The organism is Aequorivita sp. CIP111184 (genome assembly GCF_900489465.1).
Taxonomy (GTDB): Bacteria; Bacteroidota; Bacteroidia; order Flavobacteriales; family Flavobacteriaceae; genus Aequorivita.
This window is the reverse complement of the sequence record NZ_UEFQ01000024.1, coordinates 360,649-385,556: the sequence shown is the minus strand read 5'-3', so window position 1 is coordinate 385,556 and position 24,908 is coordinate 360,649. Positions and strand designations below refer to the sequence as shown.

Annotated in this window: 19 protein-coding genes; 16 read left to right on the top strand and 3 right to left on the bottom strand. The window is 36.9% G+C overall.

The features are described 5' to 3' along the window. The first annotated feature begins 31 nt into the window (after positions 1 to 31). From AEQU1_RS11055 to lepB, 5 genes are read left to right on the top strand one after another with little or no spacing between them, the layout of a single operon-like run. Positions 32 to 802: a ParA family protein gene (locus tag AEQU1_RS11055; RefSeq protein WP_111881129.1), complete on the top strand. Its 771-nt coding sequence runs from the start codon at positions 32 to 34 to the stop codon at positions 800 to 802. Beyond that, a complete protein-coding gene (locus AEQU1_RS11050) occupies positions 803 to 1,702 on the top strand; it encodes a ParB/RepB/Spo0J family partition protein (protein WP_111881127.1) in 900 nt (299 codons plus the stop codon). It abuts the gene before it with no gap. Beyond that, positions 1,692 to 2,291 (top strand): DUF5683 domain-containing protein, encoded by a 600-nt coding sequence (locus AEQU1_RS11045; protein WP_111881125.1) that lies wholly within the window; start codon positions 1,692 to 1,694, stop codon positions 2,289 to 2,291. The genes AEQU1_RS11050 and AEQU1_RS11045 overlap by 11 nt, the downstream gene beginning before the upstream one ends. 7 nt (positions 2,292 to 2,298) lie before the next feature. Further along, entirely contained in the window at positions 2,299 to 3,003 is a 705-nt protein-coding gene (gene dapB / locus AEQU1_RS11040) for a 4-hydroxy-tetrahydrodipicolinate reductase (RefSeq protein ID WP_111881124.1), read from the top strand. Positions 3,004 to 3,048: 45 nt separating this feature from the next. Next, entirely contained in the window at positions 3,049 to 4,608 is a 1,560-nt protein-coding gene (lepB, locus tag AEQU1_RS11035; protein ID WP_111881122.1) for a signal peptidase I, read from the top strand. A gap of 73 nt (positions 4,609 to 4,681) precedes the next feature. Here lepB and AEQU1_RS11030 read toward each other — a convergent pair whose 3' ends face one another. Further along, the gene (locus tag AEQU1_RS11030; RefSeq protein ID WP_408730904.1) at positions 4,682 to 5,800 is read right to left on the bottom strand and encodes a PQQ-dependent sugar dehydrogenase; all 1,119 of its coding nucleotides are present in this window, start codon (positions 5,798 to 5,800) and stop codon (positions 4,682 to 4,684) included. A gap of 337 nt (positions 5,801 to 6,137) precedes the next feature. On the opposite strand from AEQU1_RS11030, the gene AEQU1_RS11025 reads away from it, so the two are divergent. From AEQU1_RS11025 to AEQU1_RS11010, 4 genes are all read left to right on the top strand, one after another. Beyond that, on the top strand, positions 6,138 to 11,615 hold the full coding sequence (locus AEQU1_RS11025) for a CHAT domain-containing protein (protein WP_111881119.1): 5,478 nt from the start codon (positions 6,138 to 6,140) through the stop codon (positions 11,613 to 11,615). 160 nt (positions 11,616 to 11,775) lie between these two features. Then, positions 11,776 to 12,267, top strand: a complete 492-nt coding sequence (locus AEQU1_RS11020; protein ID WP_111881117.1) for an acetyl-CoA carboxylase biotin carboxyl carrier protein subunit — start codon at positions 11,776 to 11,778, stop codon at positions 12,265 to 12,267. Continuing rightward, positions 12,263 to 13,711 carry an acetyl-CoA carboxylase biotin carboxylase subunit gene (accC, locus tag AEQU1_RS11015; RefSeq protein WP_181566764.1) on the top strand — a complete coding sequence of 483 codons (1,449 nt, stop codon included), beginning with the start codon at positions 12,263 to 12,265 and terminating at the stop codon, positions 13,709 to 13,711. The genes AEQU1_RS11020 and accC overlap by 5 nt, the downstream gene beginning before the upstream one ends. A 5-nt stretch (positions 13,712 to 13,716) precedes the next feature. Continuing rightward, the gene (locus tag AEQU1_RS11010) at positions 13,717 to 15,258 is read left to right on the top strand and encodes an acyl-CoA carboxylase subunit beta (protein ID WP_111881114.1); all 1,542 of its coding nucleotides are present in this window, start codon (positions 13,717 to 13,719) and stop codon (positions 15,256 to 15,258) included. Positions 15,259 to 15,272: 14 nt separating this feature from the next. Here AEQU1_RS11010 and AEQU1_RS11005 read toward each other — a convergent pair whose 3' ends face one another. Then, entirely contained in the window at positions 15,273 to 16,073 is an 801-nt protein-coding gene (locus AEQU1_RS11005; protein ID WP_111881112.1) for a sulfite exporter TauE/SafE family protein, read from the bottom strand. Positions 16,074 to 16,269: 196 nt separating this feature from the next. On the opposite strand from AEQU1_RS11005, the gene AEQU1_RS11000 reads away from it, so the two are divergent. Together AEQU1_RS11000 and AEQU1_RS10995 are read left to right on the top strand one after the other, a co-directional pair. Further along, positions 16,270 to 18,771 carry a cation-translocating P-type ATPase gene (locus tag AEQU1_RS11000; protein WP_111881110.1) on the top strand — a complete coding sequence of 834 codons (2,502 nt, stop codon included), beginning with the start codon at positions 16,270 to 16,272 and terminating at the stop codon, positions 18,769 to 18,771. A gap of 108 nt (positions 18,772 to 18,879) precedes the next feature. Continuing rightward, entirely contained in the window at positions 18,880 to 19,458 is a 579-nt protein-coding gene (locus AEQU1_RS10995; protein WP_111881109.1) for an outer membrane beta-barrel protein, read from the top strand. 172 nt (positions 19,459 to 19,630) lie between these two features. Here the strand turns inward: AEQU1_RS10995 and AEQU1_RS10990 are convergent, their stop codons facing one another. Further along, entirely contained in the window at positions 19,631 to 20,662 is a 1,032-nt protein-coding gene (locus AEQU1_RS10990) for a L,D-transpeptidase (protein WP_111881108.1), read from the bottom strand. 266 nt (positions 20,663 to 20,928) lie between these two features. On the opposite strand from AEQU1_RS10990, the gene AEQU1_RS10985 reads away from it, so the two are divergent. From AEQU1_RS10985 to AEQU1_RS10965, 5 genes are all read left to right on the top strand, one after another. Further along, positions 20,929 to 21,705 (top strand): ABC transporter permease, encoded by a 777-nt coding sequence (locus AEQU1_RS10985; RefSeq protein WP_111881106.1) that lies wholly within the window; start codon positions 20,929 to 20,931, stop codon positions 21,703 to 21,705. Positions 21,706 to 21,711: 6 nt separating this feature from the next. Then, positions 21,712 to 22,461, top strand: coding sequence for an ABC transporter ATP-binding protein (locus AEQU1_RS10980; protein ID WP_111881104.1), 750 nt, complete (start codon positions 21,712 to 21,714; stop codon positions 22,459 to 22,461). 4 nt (positions 22,462 to 22,465) lie between these two features. Then, on the top strand, positions 22,466 to 23,452 hold the full coding sequence (locus AEQU1_RS10975) for an MlaD family protein (RefSeq protein ID WP_111881103.1): 987 nt from the start codon (positions 22,466 to 22,468) through the stop codon (positions 23,450 to 23,452). A 48-nt stretch (positions 23,453 to 23,500) separates the two neighbouring features. After that, positions 23,501 to 24,133: a Crp/Fnr family transcriptional regulator gene (locus AEQU1_RS10970; RefSeq protein ID WP_111881101.1), complete on the top strand. Its 633-nt coding sequence runs from the start codon at positions 23,501 to 23,503 to the stop codon at positions 24,131 to 24,133. A 96-nt stretch (positions 24,134 to 24,229) separates the two neighbouring features. Then, positions 24,230 to 24,889, top strand: coding sequence for a peroxiredoxin (locus tag AEQU1_RS10965; RefSeq protein WP_111881100.1), 660 nt, complete (start codon positions 24,230 to 24,232; stop codon positions 24,887 to 24,889). Positions 24,890 to 24,908 lie beyond the last annotated feature (19 nt).

Below are 24,908 nucleotides of genomic sequence, written 5' to 3'. Positions count from 1 at the left end.
ACTTTTATCTGCTAAAATTTCAAGCAAATTAATGGGTAAAATTATTGCAATTGCAAACCAAAAAGGAGGTGTGGGCAAGACCACGACCTCAGTAAATTTAGCGGCCTCATTGGGCGTTTTGGAGAAGAAGGTTTTACTTATTGATGCAGATCCCCAAGCTAATGCAACTTCGGGGTTGGGAATTGATGTTGAAACTGTTGAAGTTGGCACCTATCAACTGCTTGAGCACAGCGCCACGGCAAAGGAAGCTATCGTTTCTACAAATTCCCCCAATCTTGATTTAATACCCTCTCATATAGACTTGGTGGCTATCGAGATTGAATTGGTAGATGTAGAGAACCGCGAGTATATGCTTAAAAAAGCTATTGAAGGCTTAAAGGCAGATTATGACTATATTCTAATAGATTGTGCACCTTCATTGGGCTTACTTACATTGAATGCTCTTACAGCTGCAGATTCAGTTATTATTCCAATTCAATGTGAATATTTCGCTTTGGAAGGACTTGGAAAACTTTTGAATACCATAAAAAGTGTTCAAAAAATACACAATGAAAATCTTGATATTGAAGGCTTGTTGCTCACAATGTATGACCAACGTTTACGTCTTTCAAACCAAGTGGTGGATGAGGTGAAGAAGCATTTTGATGAAATGGTTTTCGAAACAATCATTCAGCGCAATGTGCGTTTAAGTGAAGCGCCCAGTTATGGCGAAAGTATTATAAGTTACGATGCTTCAAGTAAAGGAGCCGATAATTATTTAAGCTTGGCGCACGAATTAATTAAGAAAAACGAAAAGAAATAAATGGCGAAAGCGACCAAAAAACAAGCCTTGGGCCGCGGACTTTCAGCATTGTTGAAAGATCCTTCCAATGATATAAAATCTGTTGCAGACAAAAATGCCGATAAAGTAGTGGGCAGTATTGTGGAACTAGATTTGGGTAGTATTGAAGTAAACCCTTTTCAGCCGAGAACCAGTTTTAATGAAGAATCACTTCGGGAATTGGCTTCATCTATTAGAGAACTTGGGGTTATTCAGCCAATTACTGTTCGTAAATTAGATTTTAACAAATATCAATTGGTGAGTGGGGAACGTCGTTTCCGTGCTTCAAAATTGGTAGGCTTGGAAACTATTCCAGCTTACATTCGTATTGCAAACGATCAGGAATCACTAGAAATGGCTTTGGTTGAAAACATCCAAAGACAAGATTTAGATCCAATTGAAATTGCACTTTCATATCAACGGTTAATTGAAGAAATTAGCGTCACGCAAGAAGAACTAAGCGACCGGGTAGGAAAGAACCGTTCCACCATCGCTAATTATCTTCGTCTGTTGAAGCTGGATCCTATTATCCAAACCGGCATGCGCGATGGTTTTATTAGTATGGGTCACGGCCGCGCTTTGATAAATGTGGAAGATTTAAGCGATCAACTTGATATTTATGAAAAGATCTTAAGTCAGAACCTTTCTGTTCGCGATACGGAAGCTTTGGTTCGGAATTATAAGAATCCCAGTGAAAAAGCTGCACCCCCAAAAGCGGGTACACCTCCCTTTGCCAAAAAAGCAAAAAAAGAGTTGGCAGATCTTTTTGAAACATCTGTTGAGGTAAAAGTTTCAAAATCTGGAAAAGGACAATTGGTGGTTCCATTTAAAAATAAAGAAGATTTCGAGCGTATTTTGAAGCTAATCAAAAGTGAAAAATAACTTCCTAAATATTCTTTTTTTAATCTTTACCGCATCACTTTTTGCGCAGACTACTGATTCGTTAACTGTAAAAAAAGAAGAAAAGGTAATCGTGGTTAATGATTCAATACTACCAAAAGAAGCATACAATCCGTTGGCACCCGCTAAGGCTGCATTTTATTCTGCTGTAATTCCGGGCCTTGGCCAAGCTTATAATAAAAAATATTGGAAAATACCTATTATTTATGCGGGTATGGCTGCAGGAGTATACTTCTACAAACAACAAGATGATGATTATGACCGCTTCCGAAATGCTTACAAAAGAAGACTTGCAGGATATACTGACGATGAATTTTACGGAAATGGAGCGGAACCATTAATTAGTAATGACAGATTGATTAATGCTCAAAAATCTGCCCAAAAAAATAAGGATATCAGTATTATAGTTACTGTGGCTTTTTATTTATTAAATGTTGTAGACGCAAATGTTGATGCACATTTAAGGCAATATGAAGTAAGTGAAGATCTTTCGCTTGAGCCTAATTTTGATTACAACCAATTCAATGCAAAGCCACAATACGGAATGTCTTTGACCTATCGTTTCAAATAATATTTCTATGAAAATAGCATTACTCGGTTACGGAAAAATGGGCAAGACGATTGAAAAATTGGCTTTGGAAAAAGGCCATTCCGTGGTTTTTAAAAGTACAAGTGAATCTTCCGAAGGAAATTTTGAAGATGCTGAGGTTGCCATTGAATTTTCTTCACCTGAAGCTGCCGTTGCAAATATTTCAAAAGCATTGGAGGCAGAAATCCCTGTTATTTCTGGCACAACTGGTTGGTTGGAAAAATATAGTGAAATGGTAAAGTTATGTGAAAAACGTAACGGAAGTTTCATCTATGCGTCAAACTTCAGCGTTGGGGTAAACCTCTTTTTTAGCATAAACGAATATGCTGCTAAGTTGATGAAACCATGGAAAGCGTATAATGTCTCTGTGGAAGAAATACACCATCTTCAGAAGAAAGACGCACCTAGTGGAACGGCAATTACAATTGCTGAAGGGATTTTAAAATACAGTGATAAACAAGATTGGAAGCTAAACACTTCCGATAAAGAAAGTCTGAATATTACCGCTAAAAGAGAAGAAGATGTTAAGGGAACACACATAGTTTCCTATGACTCTTCCATAGATACTATTTTGCTGAAACATGAAGCACACAGCCGCGAAGGATTTGCATTGGGAGCTATTTTGGCGGTTGAATTTTTAAAGGATAAAAAAGGTATTTTTACAATGAAGGATGTTTTGGGAATTGAAGATTAACAAATCTCAAATTCACAAATTCACAAATTCACAAATTCACAAATTATGAGTTGGACAGGTTGGTTTATATTTTTTTTAATAGTTCAGGTAATCCATTTTGCAGGAACATGGAAGTTGTACCAAATAGCAGGCAGAAAAGCTTGGGAAGCAGCGGTACCAGTTTACAATTCAGTGGTTTTGATGAAAATTATAAATCGTCCGTGGTGGTGGACTATTTTACTTTTCGTTCCAATCGTGAATTTAATAATGTTTCCTGTTGTATGGGTGGAAACCCTTCGCAGTTTTGGACGCAATTCCACAACTGATACCGTCTTGGGAATTCTCACTTTGGGCCTTTATATCTATTACATAAACTACACTCAAAATGTTACATATATAAAAGATAGAAGCCTAAAGCCGCGCACTTCAACAGGAGAATGGGTGAGTTCGATTCTGTTTGCAGTAGTTGCTGCAACTATTGTTCACACGTATATTATGCAGCCATTTACTATTCCTACTTCTTCTTTGGAAAAAACGTTGCTGGTTGGCGATTTTCTTTTTGTGAGTAAATTCCATTACGGGGCACGTGCGCCAATGACGCCTATTGCATTCCCGATGGTACACGACACCATACCTGTTGTTCATTCAAAATCATATCTTTCAGAACCACAGATTCCTTATTTCAGATTGCCAGGTTTTCAAAATATAAAGCATAATGATATTGTAGTTTTTAACTGGCCTGTTGATACAGTAAACGCTTTTCAGCAGTACGGAGATGGGAAATATTATTACAAGCCTATCGACAAAAAATCAAACTACGTGAAACGCTGTGTGGCATTACCTGGCGATTCTCTTGAAGTGCGTGATGGTTATGTTTTCATCAACGGAAAAAAGAACGATTTGCCAGATCGTGCAAGAATTCAGTTTTCTTATGAGGTGAAAGTAAATGGACAACTCAACCCTGAAATGCTTTACAATCGCTATGACATTACGGACCGTTATGGATACGGAAACAATACGTACCGTTTTGCAGCTATATCGGAAGAGTCTTTGAATATGCTTAAAAACAATCCAAATGTGGTTGAAATTACGCGTCTTCATAGTGAAAAGGGGCAATGGGATCAAGGTATTTTTCCAAACAATCAAAACTATCCTTGGAATAACGATTTCTTTGGACCTTTATACATTCCAAAACAAGGTGCAACAGTTTCCATCACTCCAGAAACATTGCCATTGTACAAACGCGTGATTGAAGTTTACGAAGGAAGTGAACTAGGAATTGACAATAAAATTACCCAATCTGGAACAGAAGTTTTATTAAACGGAAAAGCTATAACAAATTACACTTTCAAAATGGATTACTATTGGATGATGGGCGACAACCGAAACAACAGTGAGGATGCTCGTACGTGGGGATTTGTGCCTTTTAACCACGTTGTAGGTAAACCTGTATTTGTATGGATGAGCTGGGATGGTATTAACAAAAAAGTTCGTTGGGAACGCCTTTTCACTACCGTTGGCGGTAGCGGAAAACCGGTTTCTTACTTAATGTATTTTGTGATTGTGGTAATTGGTTGGTTTGCCTTTGATTTCTATAGAAAAAGAAAAAAAGGAGCTAAAAAGTAATATTTCTGTTAGAGCGCAGTTGATAATTTTTTAAGTTATCGACTGCGCTCAGCTAGACATTAAAAATGGTTGATTATTCAGGAATTAGTCTAAAAATACCTTGTCCTTCCACAGCGATATAAATAAGTCCATCTGGGCCCATTTTCACATTTCGCACCCGCCCAATATCTTGTGCAATTTTTTCGCGATTGGTTACTTTATCACCATCAAGAGTTAGTAATTCCACATACGCAAATTTCAGCGAGCCCACCAATAACTTGCCATTCCACTGCGGATATTTATTACCGGTTACAAAAGCCATTCCACAAGGCGCGATTGATGGAACCCAGTAATAAATAGGAGGCTCAATACCCGGTTTTGTGGTTTCATTTGTGATTTCTGTACCGCTGTAATTAACACCGTAGGTTACAATTGGCCAGCCGTAATTGACGCCTTTTTTAACTATATTTATTTCATCTCCGCCTTTTGGTCCGTGCTCGTGCATCCAAATTTTTCCAGTTTCGGGATGTTTTGCCATTCCTTGTGGATTTCTGTTTCCATAGGTATAAATTGCTTTTTTAGCATTTGGTTCGTTGTAAAAAGGATTGTCTGTTGGGATGCTTCCGTCATCGTTCAATCGGTAAATTTTTCCGCCATCACGGGTTATATCTTGTGGATTTACTTCTCGCTCTCCACGCTCGCCAATTGAGAAATAAATAAAACCGTCATCATCAAATTCAATTCGTGAACCAAAGTGCTGCCCCGCTGTGGTGTTAGGTTCAGCTTTGTAAAGAGTTTCAATATTTGTAAGCGAATTACCATCCAATTTACAACGCATCAAAGCCGTGTGTCCGCCTTCACCCAAACCTTCTTCCGAAGCATAGGTCATATAAATCCAACCGTTTTCTGTGTAGTTGGGGTGCAGTTCAATATCCAATAAACCGCCTTGGCCGCTGTTGTATACTGTTGGCACGTTAGTTATTTCGCTCTTTTGACCGTTTTTAAAATGAATTAATCTTCCATCTTTTTCGGTAATTAACATACTTCCATCGGGAAGCCAAGTCATTCCCCAGGGGTTGGAAAGATTTTTTACTACCTCTTCAATTTTGTAGGATTGCGAATCCGTTTTAAGCGCCACATCGTTTTTCTTTTTCTGCTGGATACAAGACATTGAAAACGTCAAGAAAAGGGCGAATATAAATTTTAAGTTCATAATCATTTTGTTTTCAAAAAGATACTGAAAATATGCCACAATGATAAATGTCTTTTAAAAATTTATGATGACAAAGAACAATCATTTCAGCATTTAAAAATTGAAGAGATAATTTTTTTCAAATATGAAAAAATATTGTAACTTTTTAAACTCCTCACAAAAGTTTCCTGATTATATATAACAAACTCATATACAGTAACTTAAAGTTGAATTTAATAATTTATTTTACTTATATTGTTTGTTTAAACTATTGAATTTGAGCATTGTATGCTCAAATTTAGTTTTTTGATAAGAGAGACTAATCTATTTTTTTAAAATCAACCTAACAATCGATACTATGGAACCGATCAAAAAACTTGTAGTTTATGGCAAAAAGGAAACTGATGAAGAAGGAGCAGTTGTTTATAATTTGCAGGCCAGCAATAGGGATGTTTCCAATCAACATGAAATACAGCTGGAAGCAAATGATAAGTTGCTAGAGTTGGTTCTTGATGACGGAACTTCTTGGATGTGTGATGCGTCAACCATGCATGAGGTTTTTCCAGAACTCGACCCTGCTTTAAAACCTCCCGGCAGCCGCGATATGCAGCCTGATATTTTTGTTATGCCCGACTCAGTTGAGGCACCTTCAACGGAAAGGGGTATTATTGGTAAAATTGCGGTAAAACTTCTAAAAGTATTTGCAAAGAAGGCTATTGGGAAAGGAGTGGCAGAGCTTTCAAAAAAGTTGGAAGACAAACATTTGCAAAATGAAATTGACAGCACTGTTATTCCAAAAAACTTTTTGGCAACAGGTGCAGGCTTGTTCACCGTTGATAAGGATTTTAAATTTGGGGTTTTTGATGAAAAGCCTTCCAACAATCCATTTTTTCTTTTTATCCATGGAACAAACTCAGATACATTTGGAGCATTTCAGGATTTAAAGGCTTCCCCTGCTTGGAACACGCTCCACCAAATTTACGGTAAAAACGTACTCGCTTTTCAGCACAGAACTCTTACTGAAAGTCCATTGCTAAATGTTGTGAAACTTGCCCAAATGCTTCCTGATAATTCTGTGGTGCATATGCTTACCCATTCTAGGGGTGGAATTGTTGGTGATATATTAAATAAATACAGTAATGACAATGATGAATCTTCAATAGGTTTTACTAACCAACACATTGCGTTGCTTGAAAAGGAAGGCAATAGAGAAGATGATATTAAAAATATAGCAGCGCTTAACAAAATTTTTAAGGATAAAAAGATAACCGTGGCCAAATTTATTAGGGTTGGCTGTCCCGCTGCTGGAACCAAGCTGGCTTCAAAAAGATTGGACCATATTCTGAACGTATTTTTTAATTTGGTAAACATAGTAGGTGGAGCATTTGGTGATATTTTAAAAGAACTGCTTTCCGCAGCAGTTGAAAGCAAGGATGATGTAAATGTACTTCCTGGCTTGGAGGCACAAAGACCAGAATCACCGTTTATAAAAATATTGAACGATCCATCGCCGGAAACCGCTATAAACGGGAAACCTTTGGCTATTATTTCGGGCAATGGAAGGGTTAGTTTTTCAGGTCAGGGTCTATTTGTAATCCTTGGAAAATTATTCTATTGGCAACGAAACGATCTGGTTGTGAATACAGATTCTATGTATTTAGGCGCAATGCGTAAAGATAATATTCAATATTTCTTTGATCAAGGAGCTGATGTAAATCACGTAAAGTATTTTGAAAATGATAAGACCCGAGAAGCAATAGATTTGGTACTTAAGACAGCGGAAGGCGAATTAATTCCTGGCTTTAAATGTATTGCGCAATATGAAATTCCTGGAAGCGATAGGGCTTTATTGGAATCTGGTGAACTATATCCGTCGAAAATACCGCCTTCAGGTTCAAAACCTATTGTAATAATGCTTCCTGGAATAATGGGCTCCAACCTTTCACAAAAAGACAAAGAGATATGGTTACATTATGGACGTATACTTACAGGAGGCTTGGTTAATCTCGGATATTCCAATGTAAATAAAATTGTTGCAGATTCAGTAGTAAAGACTTCGTATTATAAACTTTATAAATGGCTTTCAGCAAAATATGACGTAGTGGTCTTTCCTTTTGATTGGAGAAAACCGCTCCCCGAATGTGCAAATGAGTTTAATGTAAAAATTAAAAGTTTACTTAAAGTTGGGCAACCCATAAAAATTATTGGACATTCTATGGGCGGACTTTTGGCACGCGATTTTATTCTTAATCACGATGATACTTGGCAGGATTTAAAAGCTTCAAAAGGGTTTAGAATGTTATTTCTTGGATCCCCGCTTGGGGGTTCATTTAGAATTCCTTCTGTTTTATTTGGGGAAGATGCTATTATAAAAAAATTAAGCAGTTTAGATCTATTCCATACCAAAGAAGGTCTTCTTAAAATGTTTTCTCAACTTCCAGGTATTTTGGCCCTGCTACCTTTAACAACAGATCCCAAAAACGATTTTGCAAAAATGGAAACTTGGGAAAATATGCGGCGTTATTTCGGAAAATCGGATTGGCCATTGCCACTTAAATCTGATCTGGACTATTTTAAAAATTACCGTGATAATATTTTGAAAAAAAGGGATGAGATAGATTATTCAAATATGGTATATATTGCTGGAAAGGATAAAATGACCCCGTGTGGTTATTATCTTGATGAAATTCCTCCAAAAAAACAACTCTATTTCCTTTATACCAGTGAAGGAGACCAAAGTGTGACCTGGGAATCTGGCATACCAAAACAGCTTATTGAAGCCAATGCGGTTTATTACTCTCGGGTGACGCACGGAGCATTGGCAAATGAGCCAGATCTTTTTAATGCCATAGAGGAAATACTTTCCACTGGACAAACTAAATTACTTCGCAATACAAAACCATTATTGCGAGGTGAAGAAAAAATATTTAGAGCAGAACCAGACATTGATTTTGACCTTTCAGAAAACGGATTGGAAAGAACAATATTGGGCCTTGGGAACGAAATGGAACCAGTTAGCAGCCAAATACCGGTTACTGTTACCGTTAGTAACGGTGATCTGCGCTACTCTTCATACCCAATTGTAGCAGGTCACTTTTTAAATGATGGAGTGCTCTATGCCGAAAGATCCATAGACAATTACCTCAATGGAAGTCTCACTTCAAAACATAGGTTAGGGCTTTACCCAGGTGATATTGGCACCAATGCGATTTTTGGTAAGATGGAAGGAAACGACTTTGAAGGAGCCATAATTGTAGGTTTAGGCGAACCTGACCAGCTTACCTCGTTTCAGTTATCCAAATCGGTTGAGCAGGGAGTATTGAACTACCTGCTTAGCATCCGTGGCGCTACTGTTCCCAAAAAAGGTATTGGTATTTCTTCATTAATAGTTGCAACGGGTTATGGCGGGCTTTCTGTTGAAGGTTCTCTCAAAGCCATTATTGATGGTGTAAACCGTGCCAACGATAAAGTAAAAATGTTGTCGGATGAAGGCTATAGAACCGTTCAAAATATTGAAATTATAGAACTTTACGCAGACAGAGCACTAAACTGTATGTATGTGCTCAACAAGATAGCGAATAAGGAAAATTCAACATATAATATCATTATAGGCAATAAACGAATCAAAAATTTATTGGGTATTCAGAAACGAACCCCGTTGGATACTGCTGAAGGTTGGTGGAACAGGATAACCATTAAATACAAGGATGAAAATGAGCTAACAGGAGCGCCTTCCAGTATGGTTTTTGGTTCTTCCACAGGCGATTCTAGAGAAGAAGAGAATGAACTTTATAGCAGTACTTCATTAATAGACCTCTTTATTTCAGAAGTTTCTAGTAGTAACCAATGGTCAGCGTGTACGGCAAAAACTCTTTTTGAATTATTGATACCCAATAATTTAAAAGATAAACTTAAACGAAAGGGAAATATTTCTTGGATACTCGACTCCAAAACCGCTTCCTATCCTTGGGAATTGCTTCAGGACAATACAACCAATGCTAAACCACTATGTATCAATGCGGGAATGATACGGCAATTATCCACAAAAGATTATAGGGTAAATATTAAACGAGTTGCTGAAAAAGGAGCATTGATTATTGCCGACCCAATTTTAAATGGTTTCATTTCTCAATTGCCAGGTGCAAAAGAAGAAGGAATGATGGTAAAGGATACATTGGAAAACGTGGGTTATCCTACTACAGAACTTATTGGGACAGATGCCCAAAGTATAGTAAAGAATTTTTTCTGCAATGATTATACAATAATACATTTGGCGGGTCATGGAGTCTTCAACCCCAAATCCCCTAAAAAATCAGGAATGGTTATCGGTAAGGATATGTTTCTAACTGTATTTGAAATACAACAGATGCCTGTAGTACCCGAACTCGTCTTCGTAAACTGTTGTCACCTTGGTTATAGCAATGCAGAAGATGAAAAATTTTATCGCGATCGTTATAAACTGGCTGCAAATATTGGTACCCAATTAATAAGCATAGGTGTAAAAGCGGTAATTGCTGCAGGTTGGGCTGTTAATGATGCTGCCGCATTAGATTTTGCAAAGGTTTTTTATAGCAGTATGTTCTCGGGAGATAATTTTGGGGATGCTGTAAAAAACGCTCGCAATTATATTTATGAAAAGCATCCAGGCAACAATACTTGGGGCGCCTATCAATGTTATGGAGATCCTTTCTTTAAATTGAAAGGTATCTCTGCAGGAAAAGGTTCTTGGTCGCCAAGTTATATAGTTCCACAGGAGGCAGAAATAGATCTCGACAATCTTCTAAATCAATTACAGATGGCTACAAGCGCAGAAAAGGACCATTTGGCGGAATTGGACACCATTATGAAGGCAGTGGATAGAGATGTTTTTAGAACTCCACAAATTATAGAAAGAGTAGCCAAAATTTATCAGGAGCTAGCTATGTATATAGAAGCTGCCGGAAATTATGAAGAACTCCTGAAAATGGAAAATGCAGACTTCTCATTTTCTTGTATGGAAAAATATTGTAACACACGCGCAAAGTTATATATAAGAGATGTTTTCGAAAATGAAAACACAACAGCAGCTTCCAAAAATAAAGCCTATAAAAATACGGAAAGTGTAATCAGTGACCTTACCGTATTGCTATTTGCTGGAGAAACAGCTGAACGTCACAATCTTTTGGGAAGTGCCTTTAAACGTTTAGCCCTCTTGGCACCAGATGTTAAAAAGCGAACCAATGCATACAAAAATGCAATTTCCCACTATGAAAGGGCATATGATAATAAATTCAACTCAAACAAAACATATTCCATTTCAAATTCTATAGAACTCGCTTGTTTGCTAGTATTTAGTGGCGTCAATAATCACGGGAGTGAATTCACTGTAGATAGAAAAAAATACAAGTTAAGATCTATTTCTGAAGCGCAACAGATACTTGGAGAACTTCAAAATAAATTAAAAGAAAAATCTGAGGCCGAAGATCTCAACTATTGGGATATGGTTGCATTTTTAAATATTGATTTATGTCTTCTTTTGATTATTGAAGATGAAAAAATTGAAACAAAGTGGGATGAGGTCATTCAAAATTTTAAGAAAATATGGCGAAAGGCGGGCTCTGAAGCAAAAAAAGCAGCAGAGTTGGAGCATCTTGAATTTTTAATTCAATCGCTTAATGTGGAGGCCGGTTTAAATGGTGAAGGCTATAAGCCGAAGAAAGATTTAGAAACCCGAATAAATGAATTGAGGACTGCCTTAAGCGGAATAAGAAAAATGATGAAGGCCAAGGCGACTGAAAAATCAAAGCCAAAAATGACAAAACCCAAATCGAAATCGAAACCGAAATCTAAAAAATAAATTGTTCGCCAATTTTTTTAAATAAAGAGATGTCTAAAAAGTAGAGCTATTCGTAAATTACGGACAAGCTAGTAAACTTTTTAGGCATCTTTTCCATATATAAGGTTTTCCTATTGGCATAATCTTTCTACAAATATTACCTTTATCAAAATTTCTATTTATGGAAGAAGAATATAAAGCGATTGTCAATGATAACTTTGAGTTTTCATTGAATTCAAAAGATTTGGAAACAATTGATGTAATTTCCGACAATAAAAAGTCCAATGTTATCTTTAACAACAAATCGGTAGGGATTGAAACCCTTGAATCAAATTTTCATAAAAAAACATACACCTTATCAATAAACGGTAATCGGTATCAAGTTAAGATAGAAAATCAACTTGACGCCCTTATTTCTAAAATGGGACTTTCCATCGGTAACGCTTCAGTAGATGACGAAGTGCACGCTCCGATGCCAGGAATTATTTTAGAAGTTAATGTTTCCCAAGGAAATGAGGTAAAAAAAGGCGATTTTCTCTGTGTTTTAGAAGCAATGAAGATGGAAAACACACTCACCGCTCCTCGTGACGGTGTTGTGAAATCTGTGAACATTGTAAAAGGAGAAACAGTCGATAAAGGAAAATTGCTAATTGAATTTGAGAAAAATGATTAAAAAAATATTAGTTGCCAATCGTGGCGAAATAGCTTTGCGAGTAATGAAAACAGCCCGAAATATGGGCATTAAAACGGTAGCTATTTATTCCGAAGCAGATAGAAATGCTCCACACGTAAAGTTTGCTGATGAAGCGGTATGCATTGGCCCACCACCTTCAAATGAATCGTATTTATTGGGTGATAAAATTATAAAAGTTGCCAAGGAATTAAACGTGGACGCAATCCATCCCGGGTATGGATTTTTGAGTGAAAATGCCGAATTTGGTGAACACGTTGAAAAAAGCGGAATGATTTTTATAGGTCCAAAATCATACGCTATTCGTGTTATGGGAAGCAAACTTGCTGCAAAAGACGCTGTTAAAAAGTATGATATTCCAATGGTTCCTGGTACTGATGAAGCCATTACAAATGTTGGCGCTGCAAAGGAAATTGCTAAAAAAATTGGATTTCCAATTCTTATAAAAGCTTCTGCCGGAGGTGGTGGAAAGGGAATGCGCATCGTGGAAAATTCTGAAGAATTTGAAGACCAGATGAAGCGAGCTATCAGTGAAGCCGAAAATGCTTTTGGCGACGGTTCGGTTTTTATTGAAAAGTTTGTCACTTCCCCGCGGCATATTGAAATTCAGGTTTTGGCTGATAATTTTGGAAATACCGTTTATCTTTTTGAACGTGAATGCAGCATACAGCGCAGACATCAAAAAGTGGTAGAGGAAGCACCTTCTTCAGTTTTAACACCTGAGTTACGTAAACAAATGGGCGAAGCGGCTGTAAAAGTTGCGAAAGCTTGTGACTATGTAGGTGCCGGAACAGTGGAATTCCTTTTGGATGATAAGCACAATTTCTACTTCCTTGAAATGAATACACGTCTGCAAGTGGAACATCCCGTTACCGAGCTCATTACGGGTCTCGATTTGGTAGAACAGCAAATAAATGTTGCCAATAATGAAAAGCTTTCCTTTTCGCAGGAAGATTTGAAAATCAACGGACACGCTTTTGAAGTCCGTGTTTATGCGGAAGACCCATTGAATAATTTTATGCCTAGTGTTGGAAAATTGGAAGTTTACCGTCCGCCGAGCGGAAAAAATATTCGAGTAGATGACGGTTTTACTGAGGCAATGCAAGTGCCAATTCAGTACGACCCCATGCTTTCAAAATTAATTACTTACGGAAAGACACGAAACGAAGCGATGCAAACAATGCTGGAAGCCATTTCAGAATATCATATTGAAGGCGTGAGTACAACACTTCAGTTTGGAAAATTTGTTTTTGAACATGAGGCCTTTCGAAGTGGAAATTTTGACACCAATTTTGTAAAGAAATACTATTCCGAAGAAAAACTAAAAGCGATAAATGAAGAAGAAGCAAAAATAGCAGCGCTTTTCGCTTTGAAACAATATTTAAAAGATTCCGAAAAACTACGATTGCCAAAAATTTCTAAGTAAACAAAATGAGCGATAACAATAAAAAACTGCAAGAAATCATTTCCGAAGCAAAAAAAGGTGGCGGAGAAAAACGAATTGCAAAACAACACGAAAAGAAAAAACTCACAGCCCGCGAACGTGTAGAATATCTACTTGACGAAGGCTCTTTTGAAGAAATGGGTATACTTGTAACCCACCGAACTACCGATTTCGATATGCAAAAAGAGTTGTATTACGGTGACGGTGTAGTGACGGGCTACGGAACAATTAACGGTCGTTTGGTATATGTTTTTGCACAGGATTTCACGGTTTTTGGCGGTGCACTCTCTGAAACGCACGCTGAGAAAATCTGTAAAATTATGGATCATGCCGTGAGTGTTGGCGCACCAATAATTGGTTTAAATGATTCTGGTGGGGCGCGTATTCAAGAAGGAGTTCGCTCTTTAGGCGGCTATGCCGATATTTTTTACCGAAATGTGCAAGCTTCGGGCGTTGTTCCACAGATTTCAGCAATAATGGGGCCCTGCGCTGGTGGGGCAGTATATTCTCCAGCGATGACCGATTTCACATTGATGGTGCAGGATAGTAGTTATATGTTTGTTACTGGTCCAAATGTTGTTAAAACCGTTACTAATGAAAATGTTACTTCGGAAGAATTGGGAGGTGCACGAACACACGCCACTAAAAGTGGAGTTACACATTTTACTGCTGCTAATGATATTGTTTGTTTGGAACAGATTAAAACCTTGCTCAGTTATCTTCCGCAAAATAACAAATCTATTACCGAAAAATTACCTTTTGAAACAGGTGATGAATTCCGAGATGAATTGGAAACTATTGTTCCAGATTCAGCAAATAAGCCTTATGACATGCACGAAGTAATCAAAGGAATTATCGATACCGATTCCTTTTTTGAAGTGCATAAAGATTACGCAGATAACATTATAGTTGGTTTTGCAAGACTTGGTGGAAGAAGCATCGGCATTGTTGCAAACCAGCCTATGAGTTTAGCGGGCGTTTTGGATGTGGACAGCTCTAAAAAAGGAGCGCGATTTACGCGTTTCTGCGATTGTTTTAACATTCCGCTTTTGGTTTTGGTTGATGTTCCAGGCTTCCTTCCGGGAACCGATCAAGAGTGGAATGGAATTATTTTGAATGGCGCCAAACTGCTTTACGCCTTAAGCGAAGCAACCGTGCCGCGGGTTACAGTAATTACCAGAAAAGCTTATGGTGGCGCTTATGATGTTATGAATAGCAAGCACATTGGCGCAGATATGAACTATGCGTGGCCAACAGCTGAAATTGCTGTGATGGGAGCCAAGGGAGCCAGTGAGATTATTTTCAGAAAGGAAATTGCTGCTGCTGAAAATCCTGAGTTGAAACTATCGGAAAAAGAAGCTGAATATGCGTCAACCTTTGCCAATCCCTTCAAAGCTGCGCAAAGAGGTTTTATTGATGAAGTAATTCAGCCGAAGGAAACCCGTAGAAAATTGTTAAAAGCGTTTACAATGTTGGAAACAAAGGACGTTCCAAGGCCAAATAGAAAACATGGGAATATTCCTTTATAAGAATTGGAAAAGGATTAGTTGGAAAACTCTTTAAAAATAATATAGATACCCATCAGCAATACAAACCAACCGAACCCTTTTTTAAGTTTTTTTCCATCTATAAAACCATTCAGTCTTATTCCGATAAATATTCCGACAATTGAAATTGCAGTAAAAATGAGAAGGAATTTCCAATCAATTTCAAGCGTTGCGAGATCTCCGGTAAAACCTATCAATGAATTTACTGCAATAATGAGCAGCGAGGTAGCAACGGCTTTTTTCATTGGTAATTTCGCCAACAAAACTAAGGCAGGGATAATTAGAAATCCTCCACCAGCACCTACTGCACCAGTAACAAAGCCAAGAAAAATTCCTTGTATAATAATTAGTGGATAGTTATATGAAACTTTTTTTCCAATTTCGGGTTCGGGAGTTTTGTTAACAATCATTGTGATAGAAGCAGCTAGCATAACAATTGCAAAAAATAGCATTATAGCAATGTCTTTTGTAAGCGTAAATTCGCCTAATACCAATAGGTTTTCAGGTATCGCAGGAAGGATAAATCTTCTCGTTAAATAGACAGTAATAAAAGCAGGAGTAGCAAAAATGAAAGCTGTTTTAAAATCGACTAGCTTTTTTTTCATATTGCGAATAGCGCCAACAAGAGCAGATGTTCCTACCACAAATAGCGAATATCCCGTTGCAACAATCGGATTTAAAGAAAAAAGATAAACTAATACGGGAACAGTTAAGATTGAGCCACCACCACCTATTAGACCTAGTACTAAGCCAACCATAAGAGCTCCTAAATAACCAAATATTTCAGTGATTTCCATTAAAGGATTTATTTTATTGAAATCTTTACTACAAGGTTAATCATAATTTTAAAAAAGGACCTTTACTTTTAGATGAATTTTAAATTTTAGATAAATTGAAAGTACATCAAAATTTTTCTTTGATATTTATCATATAAATTGAAAAATGGGATAAGTATTTTAACAGGCAATTAATTAATGCTATTATCTTAAATATATGGCTGTAGAAAATTTTGATATTCAGGGTCTGTCGGATTCTGAAGTTTTGGCTTCTCGTGAAAAATTTGGGCTAAACATTTTAGAATCCAAAAAAAAGAATCCATTTTTTGAAGCAATAAAAGGACTGTTGAAAGAACCAATGGTAATTTTATTGCTAGTTGCGGCGACTTTATATTTTTTCACGGGTAATACAGGGGACGGAATTTTTCTCGCAGCAGCCATTCTTTTGGTAGCTGCAATTTCTCTCTATCAAGATGCTAAAACCCACGATGCACTAGATAAGCTTAAGGAACTTTCACAGCCCCATTGTAAGGTAATCCGGAACGGGACAGTTGTTGAAATAAAGAGCCAAGAAGTGGTAGTTGGCGATTTTTTGATGGTAGAGGAGGGATCCACCATTGTAGCAGATGGCACCATTGTTCATTCCAATGACTTTTCGGTAAATGAATCCATCTTGACGGGAGAATCTTTTTCAGTAGAAAAAGATGCCTCTTCAGAAGACAACAAAATTTATATGGGTACCCAAGTTGGAGGAGGACTTGCCATTGCTGAAATATTTGCGGTTGGTAATCAAACAAAGGTTGGGAAAATTGGTAAAAGCATTGAAGAAATTTCTTCTGAAAAATCTACGCTTGAACTCCAAATAAACAATTTTGTAAAAAAGATGGTAATCGCGGGAGCGATTATTTTTCTATTGGTTTGGGGAATTAATTATTATAATACGGGCAGCCTTTTAGAGAGTCTTTTGAAAGCGCTTACACTTGCAATGAGCGTTTTGCCAGAGGAGATTCCCGTTGCCTTTACCACGTTTATGGCCATTGGTGCTTGGCGGCTTATGAACTTAGGTGTTATTGTAAAACAAATGAAAACCGTTGAATCCTTGGGTAGCGCTACTGTGATTTGTGTAGACAAAACAGGTACGATTACTGAGAATAAAATGCGTTTGGATAAGATTTATACGTTGGAAACCGATAACATCACTTCGGTTGAAGAAATGCTTTCCGAAGTTGAAAAAGAACTTATAACTACGGCAATGTGGGCCAGCGAACCTATTCCTTTTGATACGATGGAACAATCGCTGCATGGGTTTTACAGTTCCTTTGTTAAAAATGACCAAAGGCCCAATTTTAAAATGGTGCACGAATATCCGTTGGGAGGAAAACCCCCAATGATGACCCACATTTTTGAAAATGACCAAGGTAATAGAATCATCGCTGCTAAAGGTGCGCCCGAGGCTTTAATAGCAGTTTCAAATTTGAATGGCGAGCAAAAGGAGAGGTTAAAACAGAAAATTACCTTTTTGGCAGAGGAAGGATATCGTGTTTTGGGAGTTGGGATTTCAAATTTTGAAGGAACGGATTGGCCGAAAAAACAGCAGGACTTTCCTTTTGAATTTAAGGGTTTAGTAGCTTTTTATGATCCTCCAAAGGAAAATATTTCAAAAGTATTTCAGGATTTCTACAAAGCGGGAATTGCTGTAAAAATTATTACTGGAGATATTGCTGAAACTACTGCCGCCATTGCAAAAAAAGTAAATTTTAGAGGTTCTGAAGATGTTGTTTCTGGCGATGAGCTTTTCGCTTTAAACCCTGCGGAATTTGAAAAAATCACTTCAGAAAAAAACATCTTTGCCCGAATGTTTCCCGAAGCAAAACTTAAGATAATCAATGCCCTCAAGGCGCAGGGACATATTGTGGCAATGACAGGCGATGGCGTTAATGATGGCCCTGCATTGAAAGCTGCCAATATTGGAATTGCAATGGGGAAGAAGGGAACTGAAATAGCAAAGCAATCCGCTTCACTGGTTTTGGTAGATGATGATCTTTCTAAAATGGTAGATGCTGTGGCGATGGGTAGAAAAATCTATTCAAATCTTAAAAAAGCAATTCAGTATATCATTTCAATTCATATACCCATCATTCTTACGGTTTTTATCCCTTTGGTGTTAGGCTGGGTTTACCCCAATATTTTCACGCCTGTTCACGTGATCTTATTAGAATTAATAATGGGGCCAACCTGCTCGATAGTTTATGAAAATGAACCGCTGGAAAAGGATTCCATGCTTCAAAAGCCGAGACCTTTCTCCAGTACTTTTTTCAATTGGAGCGAACTTTTTACAAGTATAATCCAAGGTTTGGCTATTACTGTTGGTGTGCTCACTGTTTATCAATTGGCAGTAAATGATGGTTATAATGAAGCGATAACAAGAACGATGGTCTTTACCACGCTCATAACAGCAAACATTGTTTTAACTTTTGTAAATCGCTCTTTTATCTATTCTATTTTCTCCACTTTTAAATATAAAAATAAGTTGGTGCCGATTATCATTGGCATCACCATTGGCATCACTTTATCGTTACTTTTTGTACCGCTCTTTACTAAATTTTTTGATTTTGAGAGACTTGGACTAAACCAGATTTTTATTAGTATTGCTATTGGAGTGTTAAGCACATTATGGTATGAAATCGTGAAATGGGGGAAACGTAAAAAATTGAGGTAACTTTTTTTAATAGGTCTCATTTTAAGATGTTTGTACTGATTTTCGTCATAGTGAAGATTGTTTTTTCAAGTTATTTTTGCATACCCCCTTAACTCAAATTGAAATATTATGAAAAAGTCTGGTTTTTTACTGGCTATAGCAATACTGTTAGTTTCATTTACTTTGCAAGCACAAGAAAAATGGTCTGTGGAGTTTAGGCCCGGCCTCAATTTTCCTACTAGTGATGTTGGAAATATAGATGCAGAAATTGGGTATGGATTTGAATTAACTGGCGCTTACAAATTAATGCCTCACTTTTCTGTATACGCAGGCTGGGGGCTGAACCAATTTAAAGGTTCGGATAGTAATTTTAATGAAGATTTTACCTTTGAGGAAACGGGCTATACGTTTGGTTTCGAAATTATTCGTCAAATAGGTACTTCCGCATTTTCTTATGTAGGAAGTACTGGTGCCATCTATAATCACATTAAATTGGAAAGTAACGCTGGTGATATTTCTGTGGACACGGGTTACGGCTTTGGTTGGCAAGTGGCAGCGGGTGTTAATTATGAGTTTGCTCCAAATCTATCTTTAAAACCGATGCTTCGGTACCGATCACTTGCAACGGATGTTGAAATTGAAAGTATTTCAACAGATATAAAACTAAATTATATCTCTTTTGGAATAGGGTTGGCTTGGGATTTTTAAATTTTTCTCCTTCTCAATATATTTGTCACAAAATGGGTTAATTTCAATGTTTACTTCGAATTGTTTATCTCCGTTCACAAAATATCGTCTCTTTGTAAAATATAAAAAAGATTTGTATTCCCGCACTTGAAGCGTGTTTTTGAACTTCTAGCAAAATGATTGAATTTAACTATTAGTTGCTTAAGTCTCCACATTCGCAAACGTTTATAGGTTTTCCATCAATAGCTTTAAATGCAGCTTCAATACTTTCTTTTCTATACGTTTCACTTTCAAAACCAGGATAAATATTTTCAAATTGAACATCTTGCCCTTCATTATCTTTCCCTGATAGATCGTACCTAATTACCACTTTTGTTCCTAATGGAGCATAGTAATACACAATCCAGGCATCAGATTCCCGTAAGCCGATACAACCATTGGAGTATGCTTTACTCAACGTAGTTAAATTGGTTGTAGGGTGAATAAGTTGCCCTAAACGGCGACCGTCAATTTCTGGCTCTATCCAAGGAATGGCAGGAAGGGCAGTAACCTTTTTATCATCTCGATTTGTTTTGTAATACCTATGGTTGTCCTTCGGATTAATGAACCACGGTTTTTTATTAACTCTAACGATTTTTCCTATGCCAGGTTTTGTACGCATATCTACAACGCCATTTGCCATTTCTAAGTAACGCTTGTTATTTTGGCCGACTCTAACAGGAAACTTTTTTATCACCTTTCCATTTTCTATAATACGAAGTTTAAATTCCGGAATATTTATATCTAGATAGGTGTTTTCCATAACTTTTCTAATATTTTGAGTTTGTAAAGAATCTGGAATTAGTAGAGTTTGTCCTTCATAAAGTGCATTCAATGCTTGGGAATCTTCGTTGAAAATTCCCTTATCCATTAAATAGTAATAATCTGTATGTGCAAGCGTGTCCATAATCCACTTGTTATTTTGTACGATAATATACTCATCAATAAGATAATTGTGAGTTTGGTTATGTTCTACAACTATACTGTCCATCCATTTAAAGTAAGAACGAATAGGAATATCTTTATTAACTACTATTTCAATAGGAATTGTAGTTATTTCTTGATCTAAAGTATCTAATACTACCTCAGTTACGTTATTTGTATTTTTTTCTTTGCTATTAACTTGATGCTTATTTACGCAACTTATACAGGTGAAGATTATAACTACCAATAAAATATTTTTCATTTATGTTATCTTTTAAAGCCTATTTCAGCGCTGTAATTTGGTTTTATGAAAGATTGAAAATAGAATTCTGCGCTATGCAAATGTCCATTTTAATATGGATCAAACGTAGGAATCTAATTAACAAAATGGTATGACATTGATCATCTTTACTGGCATTTCTATTCATAATTAGATTGCTAAGTACATAGCTAACAAAGCTGATATGCTGATTTATGTCATATTAAATGATGCTAGTCAACATTATATTTGGCCTTTCCTTTTCCTTTATGAATAGTTCAAACACCATATTAACCCGCACAAAATCATTCTTTGCCGAAATCGGTGATATGACTTTATTCGCCGGACGCTTTTTTAGGGAAGTGTTCAGTCCGCCTTTTGAATTTAAGGAATTGCTTCGCCAATGTTACAATATGGGCAACCGTTCACTGCTATTAGTTGGGGTTACGGGGTTTATTTTGGGGCTCGTGTTTACACTACAGTCGCGACCTACTTTATTACAATTTGGCGCACAATCTTGGATGGCCTCTATGGTTAGTCTTTCTATTGTTCGGGAAATTGGTCCTGTAGTCATTGCCCTTATCTGTGCTGGGCGAATTGGTTCTGGAATTGGTGCGGAGCTGGGTTCTATGAGGGTTACGGAACAGATAGACGCCATGGAGGTTTCTGGCACCAACCCTTTTAAATATTTGGTGGTTACCCGAATTGTGGCTACTACCTTGATGTTGCCTTTGTTGATAATTATGGGTGATGCGATTGCTCTTTTAGGTTCAGCTTTGATAGAAAATTTAAAGGGCGATGTTTCCTTTTTGCTTTACTTCAACCAAGTTTTTGATGCCTTAAAATTTAGCGATATAATTCCTGCAACAGTAAAATCTGTTTTCTTTGGTTTTGCGATTGGTTTGGTGGGGTGTTACAAAGGCTATTATTGTTCTAAAGGAACTGTTGGCGTTGGAGAGGCATCAAATTCCGCTGTGGTTTATATCTCGATGCTTTTGTTTGTGATTGATTTTATTGCCGTTTTTGTAACCGATATATTTTTTTAAATAGAAATGAATTCTGAAAAAAATAAACCAGTACTAGAGTTGAAAAACTTACATAAAAGTTTTGGCGATAACCATGTGCTGAAAGGTTTCAATCTAAAACTTTTTAAAGGTGAAAACTTGGTAGTGATGGGCAAATCGGGTTCAGGAAAATCGGTGATGGTAAAATGTTTAGTGGGCTTAATTCAACCCGACAGCGGTAGTATTACTATAAAGGATGAAGATATTATTAAAATGGGTCATAAGGAATTGGACATTCTTCGCACTGAAATTGGTTTTCTTTTTCAGGGCAGTGCTTTATACGATTCTATGACTGTACGTGAAAATCTGGAATTTCCACTGCGACGCCATAAAGATAAAATAGAAAATTTTCAAGGAACCGAAATTTTGGTAAAGGAAGCTTTGGAAAACGTAGGCTTAGCAGATGCAATTGATTTAATGCCAGCCGAGCTTTCTGGTGGAATGCAACGACGGGTAGCCTTGGCACGAGCATTAATCTTGAAACCAAAAATCATTATGTACGACGAGCCAACAACGGGCTTAGATCCAATTACGGCCAAGGAAATTATCTTATTAATGCGAAATATTCAAAAAAAATATAATACATCCTCCCTAATCATTACCCACGATGTGGATTGTGCGAGAGTAATCTCAAACCGAATGATTTTGTTAGTGGATGGAATCAATTATGCCGAAGGAACTTTCCAGGAGCTTTCAAATTCGAAAGACCCTCAAGTACAGGCATTCTTTAAAAATTAATGTTATGGGAAAATCAACTTCACAAAAAATAAAGGTCGGTATTTTTGTAGTAGTGGGAACAATTTTTCTTGTTGCTTCACTTTACTTTATTGGAAATAAACAGCATCTGTTCAGTAAGAATATTGAAATTTATGCCAGTTTCGAAAACGTGAATGGTTTAACCTTGGGCAACAACGTTCGTTACTCCGGAATTAATATTGGTACCGTAAGTAAAATTGAGATGATTGGTGAAGGCAATATTACCATTCAAATGTTGGTGGAAGATAAAACTTCAAAATTCATCAAAAAAGACGCCATTGCGTCCATTAGTTCAGATGGGCTAGTTGGAAGTATGGTTGTGAACATCATTCCAGGAAAAGTTGAAAACGCAAAACCCGTAATTTCGGGAGATACCATTCAATCTTACAGCAGAATCGGGGCCGACGATATGCTTTCTACCTTAAACACAACCAATGAGAATGCAGCCTTATTGACTGCAGATTTGTTAAAGATAACCAATAAAATTCTTGAAGGGAAAGGTACTTTGGGCGCATTGGTGAATGATACATTATTGTCACAAAATATCCGACAGTTTGTAGTTGAACTCAAAAATACAGCAACGGGTACTTCCGCAGCCATTTCGAATATCAACGCTATTATTTCAAAAATAAATTATGATGAAAGCGCTGCGGCAGTGCTTTTAAGCGATACCGTTTCCGCAAACCAAATAAAAAAAGTATTTGCCAATCTTGAAAAATCCAGCAATGACATAAACGAAGTAACTAAAAATTTAGAGGAATATCTTCAGGAAATAAAAACAGGGAAAGGAACGCTGAATTATGTTACTCAGAATGAAATTTTGGTGAAAAATATTGATTCTACAATGATTAATGTAAAAGAAGCTTCGCAGAAGCTAAACGAAAATATGGAAGCCTTAAAGCACAATTTTCTTTTCCGTGGATATTTTAAAAAACTAGAGCGGCAGGAAAGAAGGGAAGCCAAGGAAAACTAATTTTATTTCGGTATTTTCGTTTTTTCAAAAACTAATTAATATTGTTGTATGCTCAATAGTTTAAAAGAAAACTTTGCCAATATATTTGAAGATGCATTGATCGATGAAATCTTGGAAGTGGGAACGCTGAAGAATATAAAGGAAGGTGAAAAACTTATAGAAATTGGCGATTATGTACGGTCTATGCCATTGCTAATTTCTGGCGCAATAAAAATTTTGAGGGAAGATGAGAACGGCGACGAGCTATTGCTTTATTTTTTGGAACGTGGCGACACGTGTGCAATGACATTAACCTGCTGTTTGGGACAGACCAGAAGTGAAATTCGCGCAATCGCAGAGCTTGATACCACAATAATTATGATCCCGATTCAAAAAATGGAAGAATGGACAGGGAAATATAAAAGCTGGCGCAATTTTGTGTTTCAAAGTTACCACGCCCGCTTAACTGAAATGCTTGAAACCATTGATAGTATTGCATTCTATAATATGGATGAGCGCTTGGTGAAATACCTTCAGAATAAACAAAAGATCACTAATGATTCCATAATTAATTCTACACATCAAGAAATAGCTTATGAACTGCACACTTCACGAGTGGTGGTATCGCGTTTGCTGAAAAAATTGGAATCCCTTGGAAAAATTAAACTTTTTAGAAATAGCATCCAGATTATTTCGCTTTAACTTCTGGGGATAATTTTTTTTTAATTGTAACTTTTGTTACTGCCAAAAGTATCTTCTTAGAGTATCTTTATACTTAAATTATTAAAGAAGACTCAAATGGAAAATTCAGAATTAAAAGAAGTTACTTCAATGCCTAGAATTGGTGATATCGCACCAGATTTTACCGCAAAAACGACTAAGGGCGATATTAAACTTTCAGAATTTGCGAAAGATAAATGGATCGTAATGTTTTCGCATCCTGCCGATTTTACTCCCGTTTGTACTACGGAGATGAGCGGTTTCGCAATTCGCAAACCAGAATTTGATGCCCTAAATACAGAACTTTTAGGATTGAGTATAGATAGTATTCACGCGCATTTAGGCTGGGTGAATAACGTTCGCGAAAAAACGGGAGTTTATTTTGACTTCCCCATTATCGCAGATATAGATATGAAAGTATCCAAACTATACGGAATGTTGCAACCCAACGAAAGTGAAACTGCTGCGGTGCGTGCTGTTTTCTTCATAGATCCCGCAAAAAAAATCAGGTTGATTATGTATTATCCTTTAAATGTGGGTAGAAATATGGATGAAATTTTAAGAGCACTCTATGCCTTACAAACATCAGATAAATATAGTGTTGCAATGCCTTTGGATTGGAAGAAAGGTGATAAAGTAATCATTCCACCACCAAAAACATTGGCTGAAATGGAAGAGCGTTTAAATGATGATTCTATAGAGAAAGTTGATTTTTATTTGGCTAAAAAATCCCTTTAAATTTTAAAAAAGAATACTG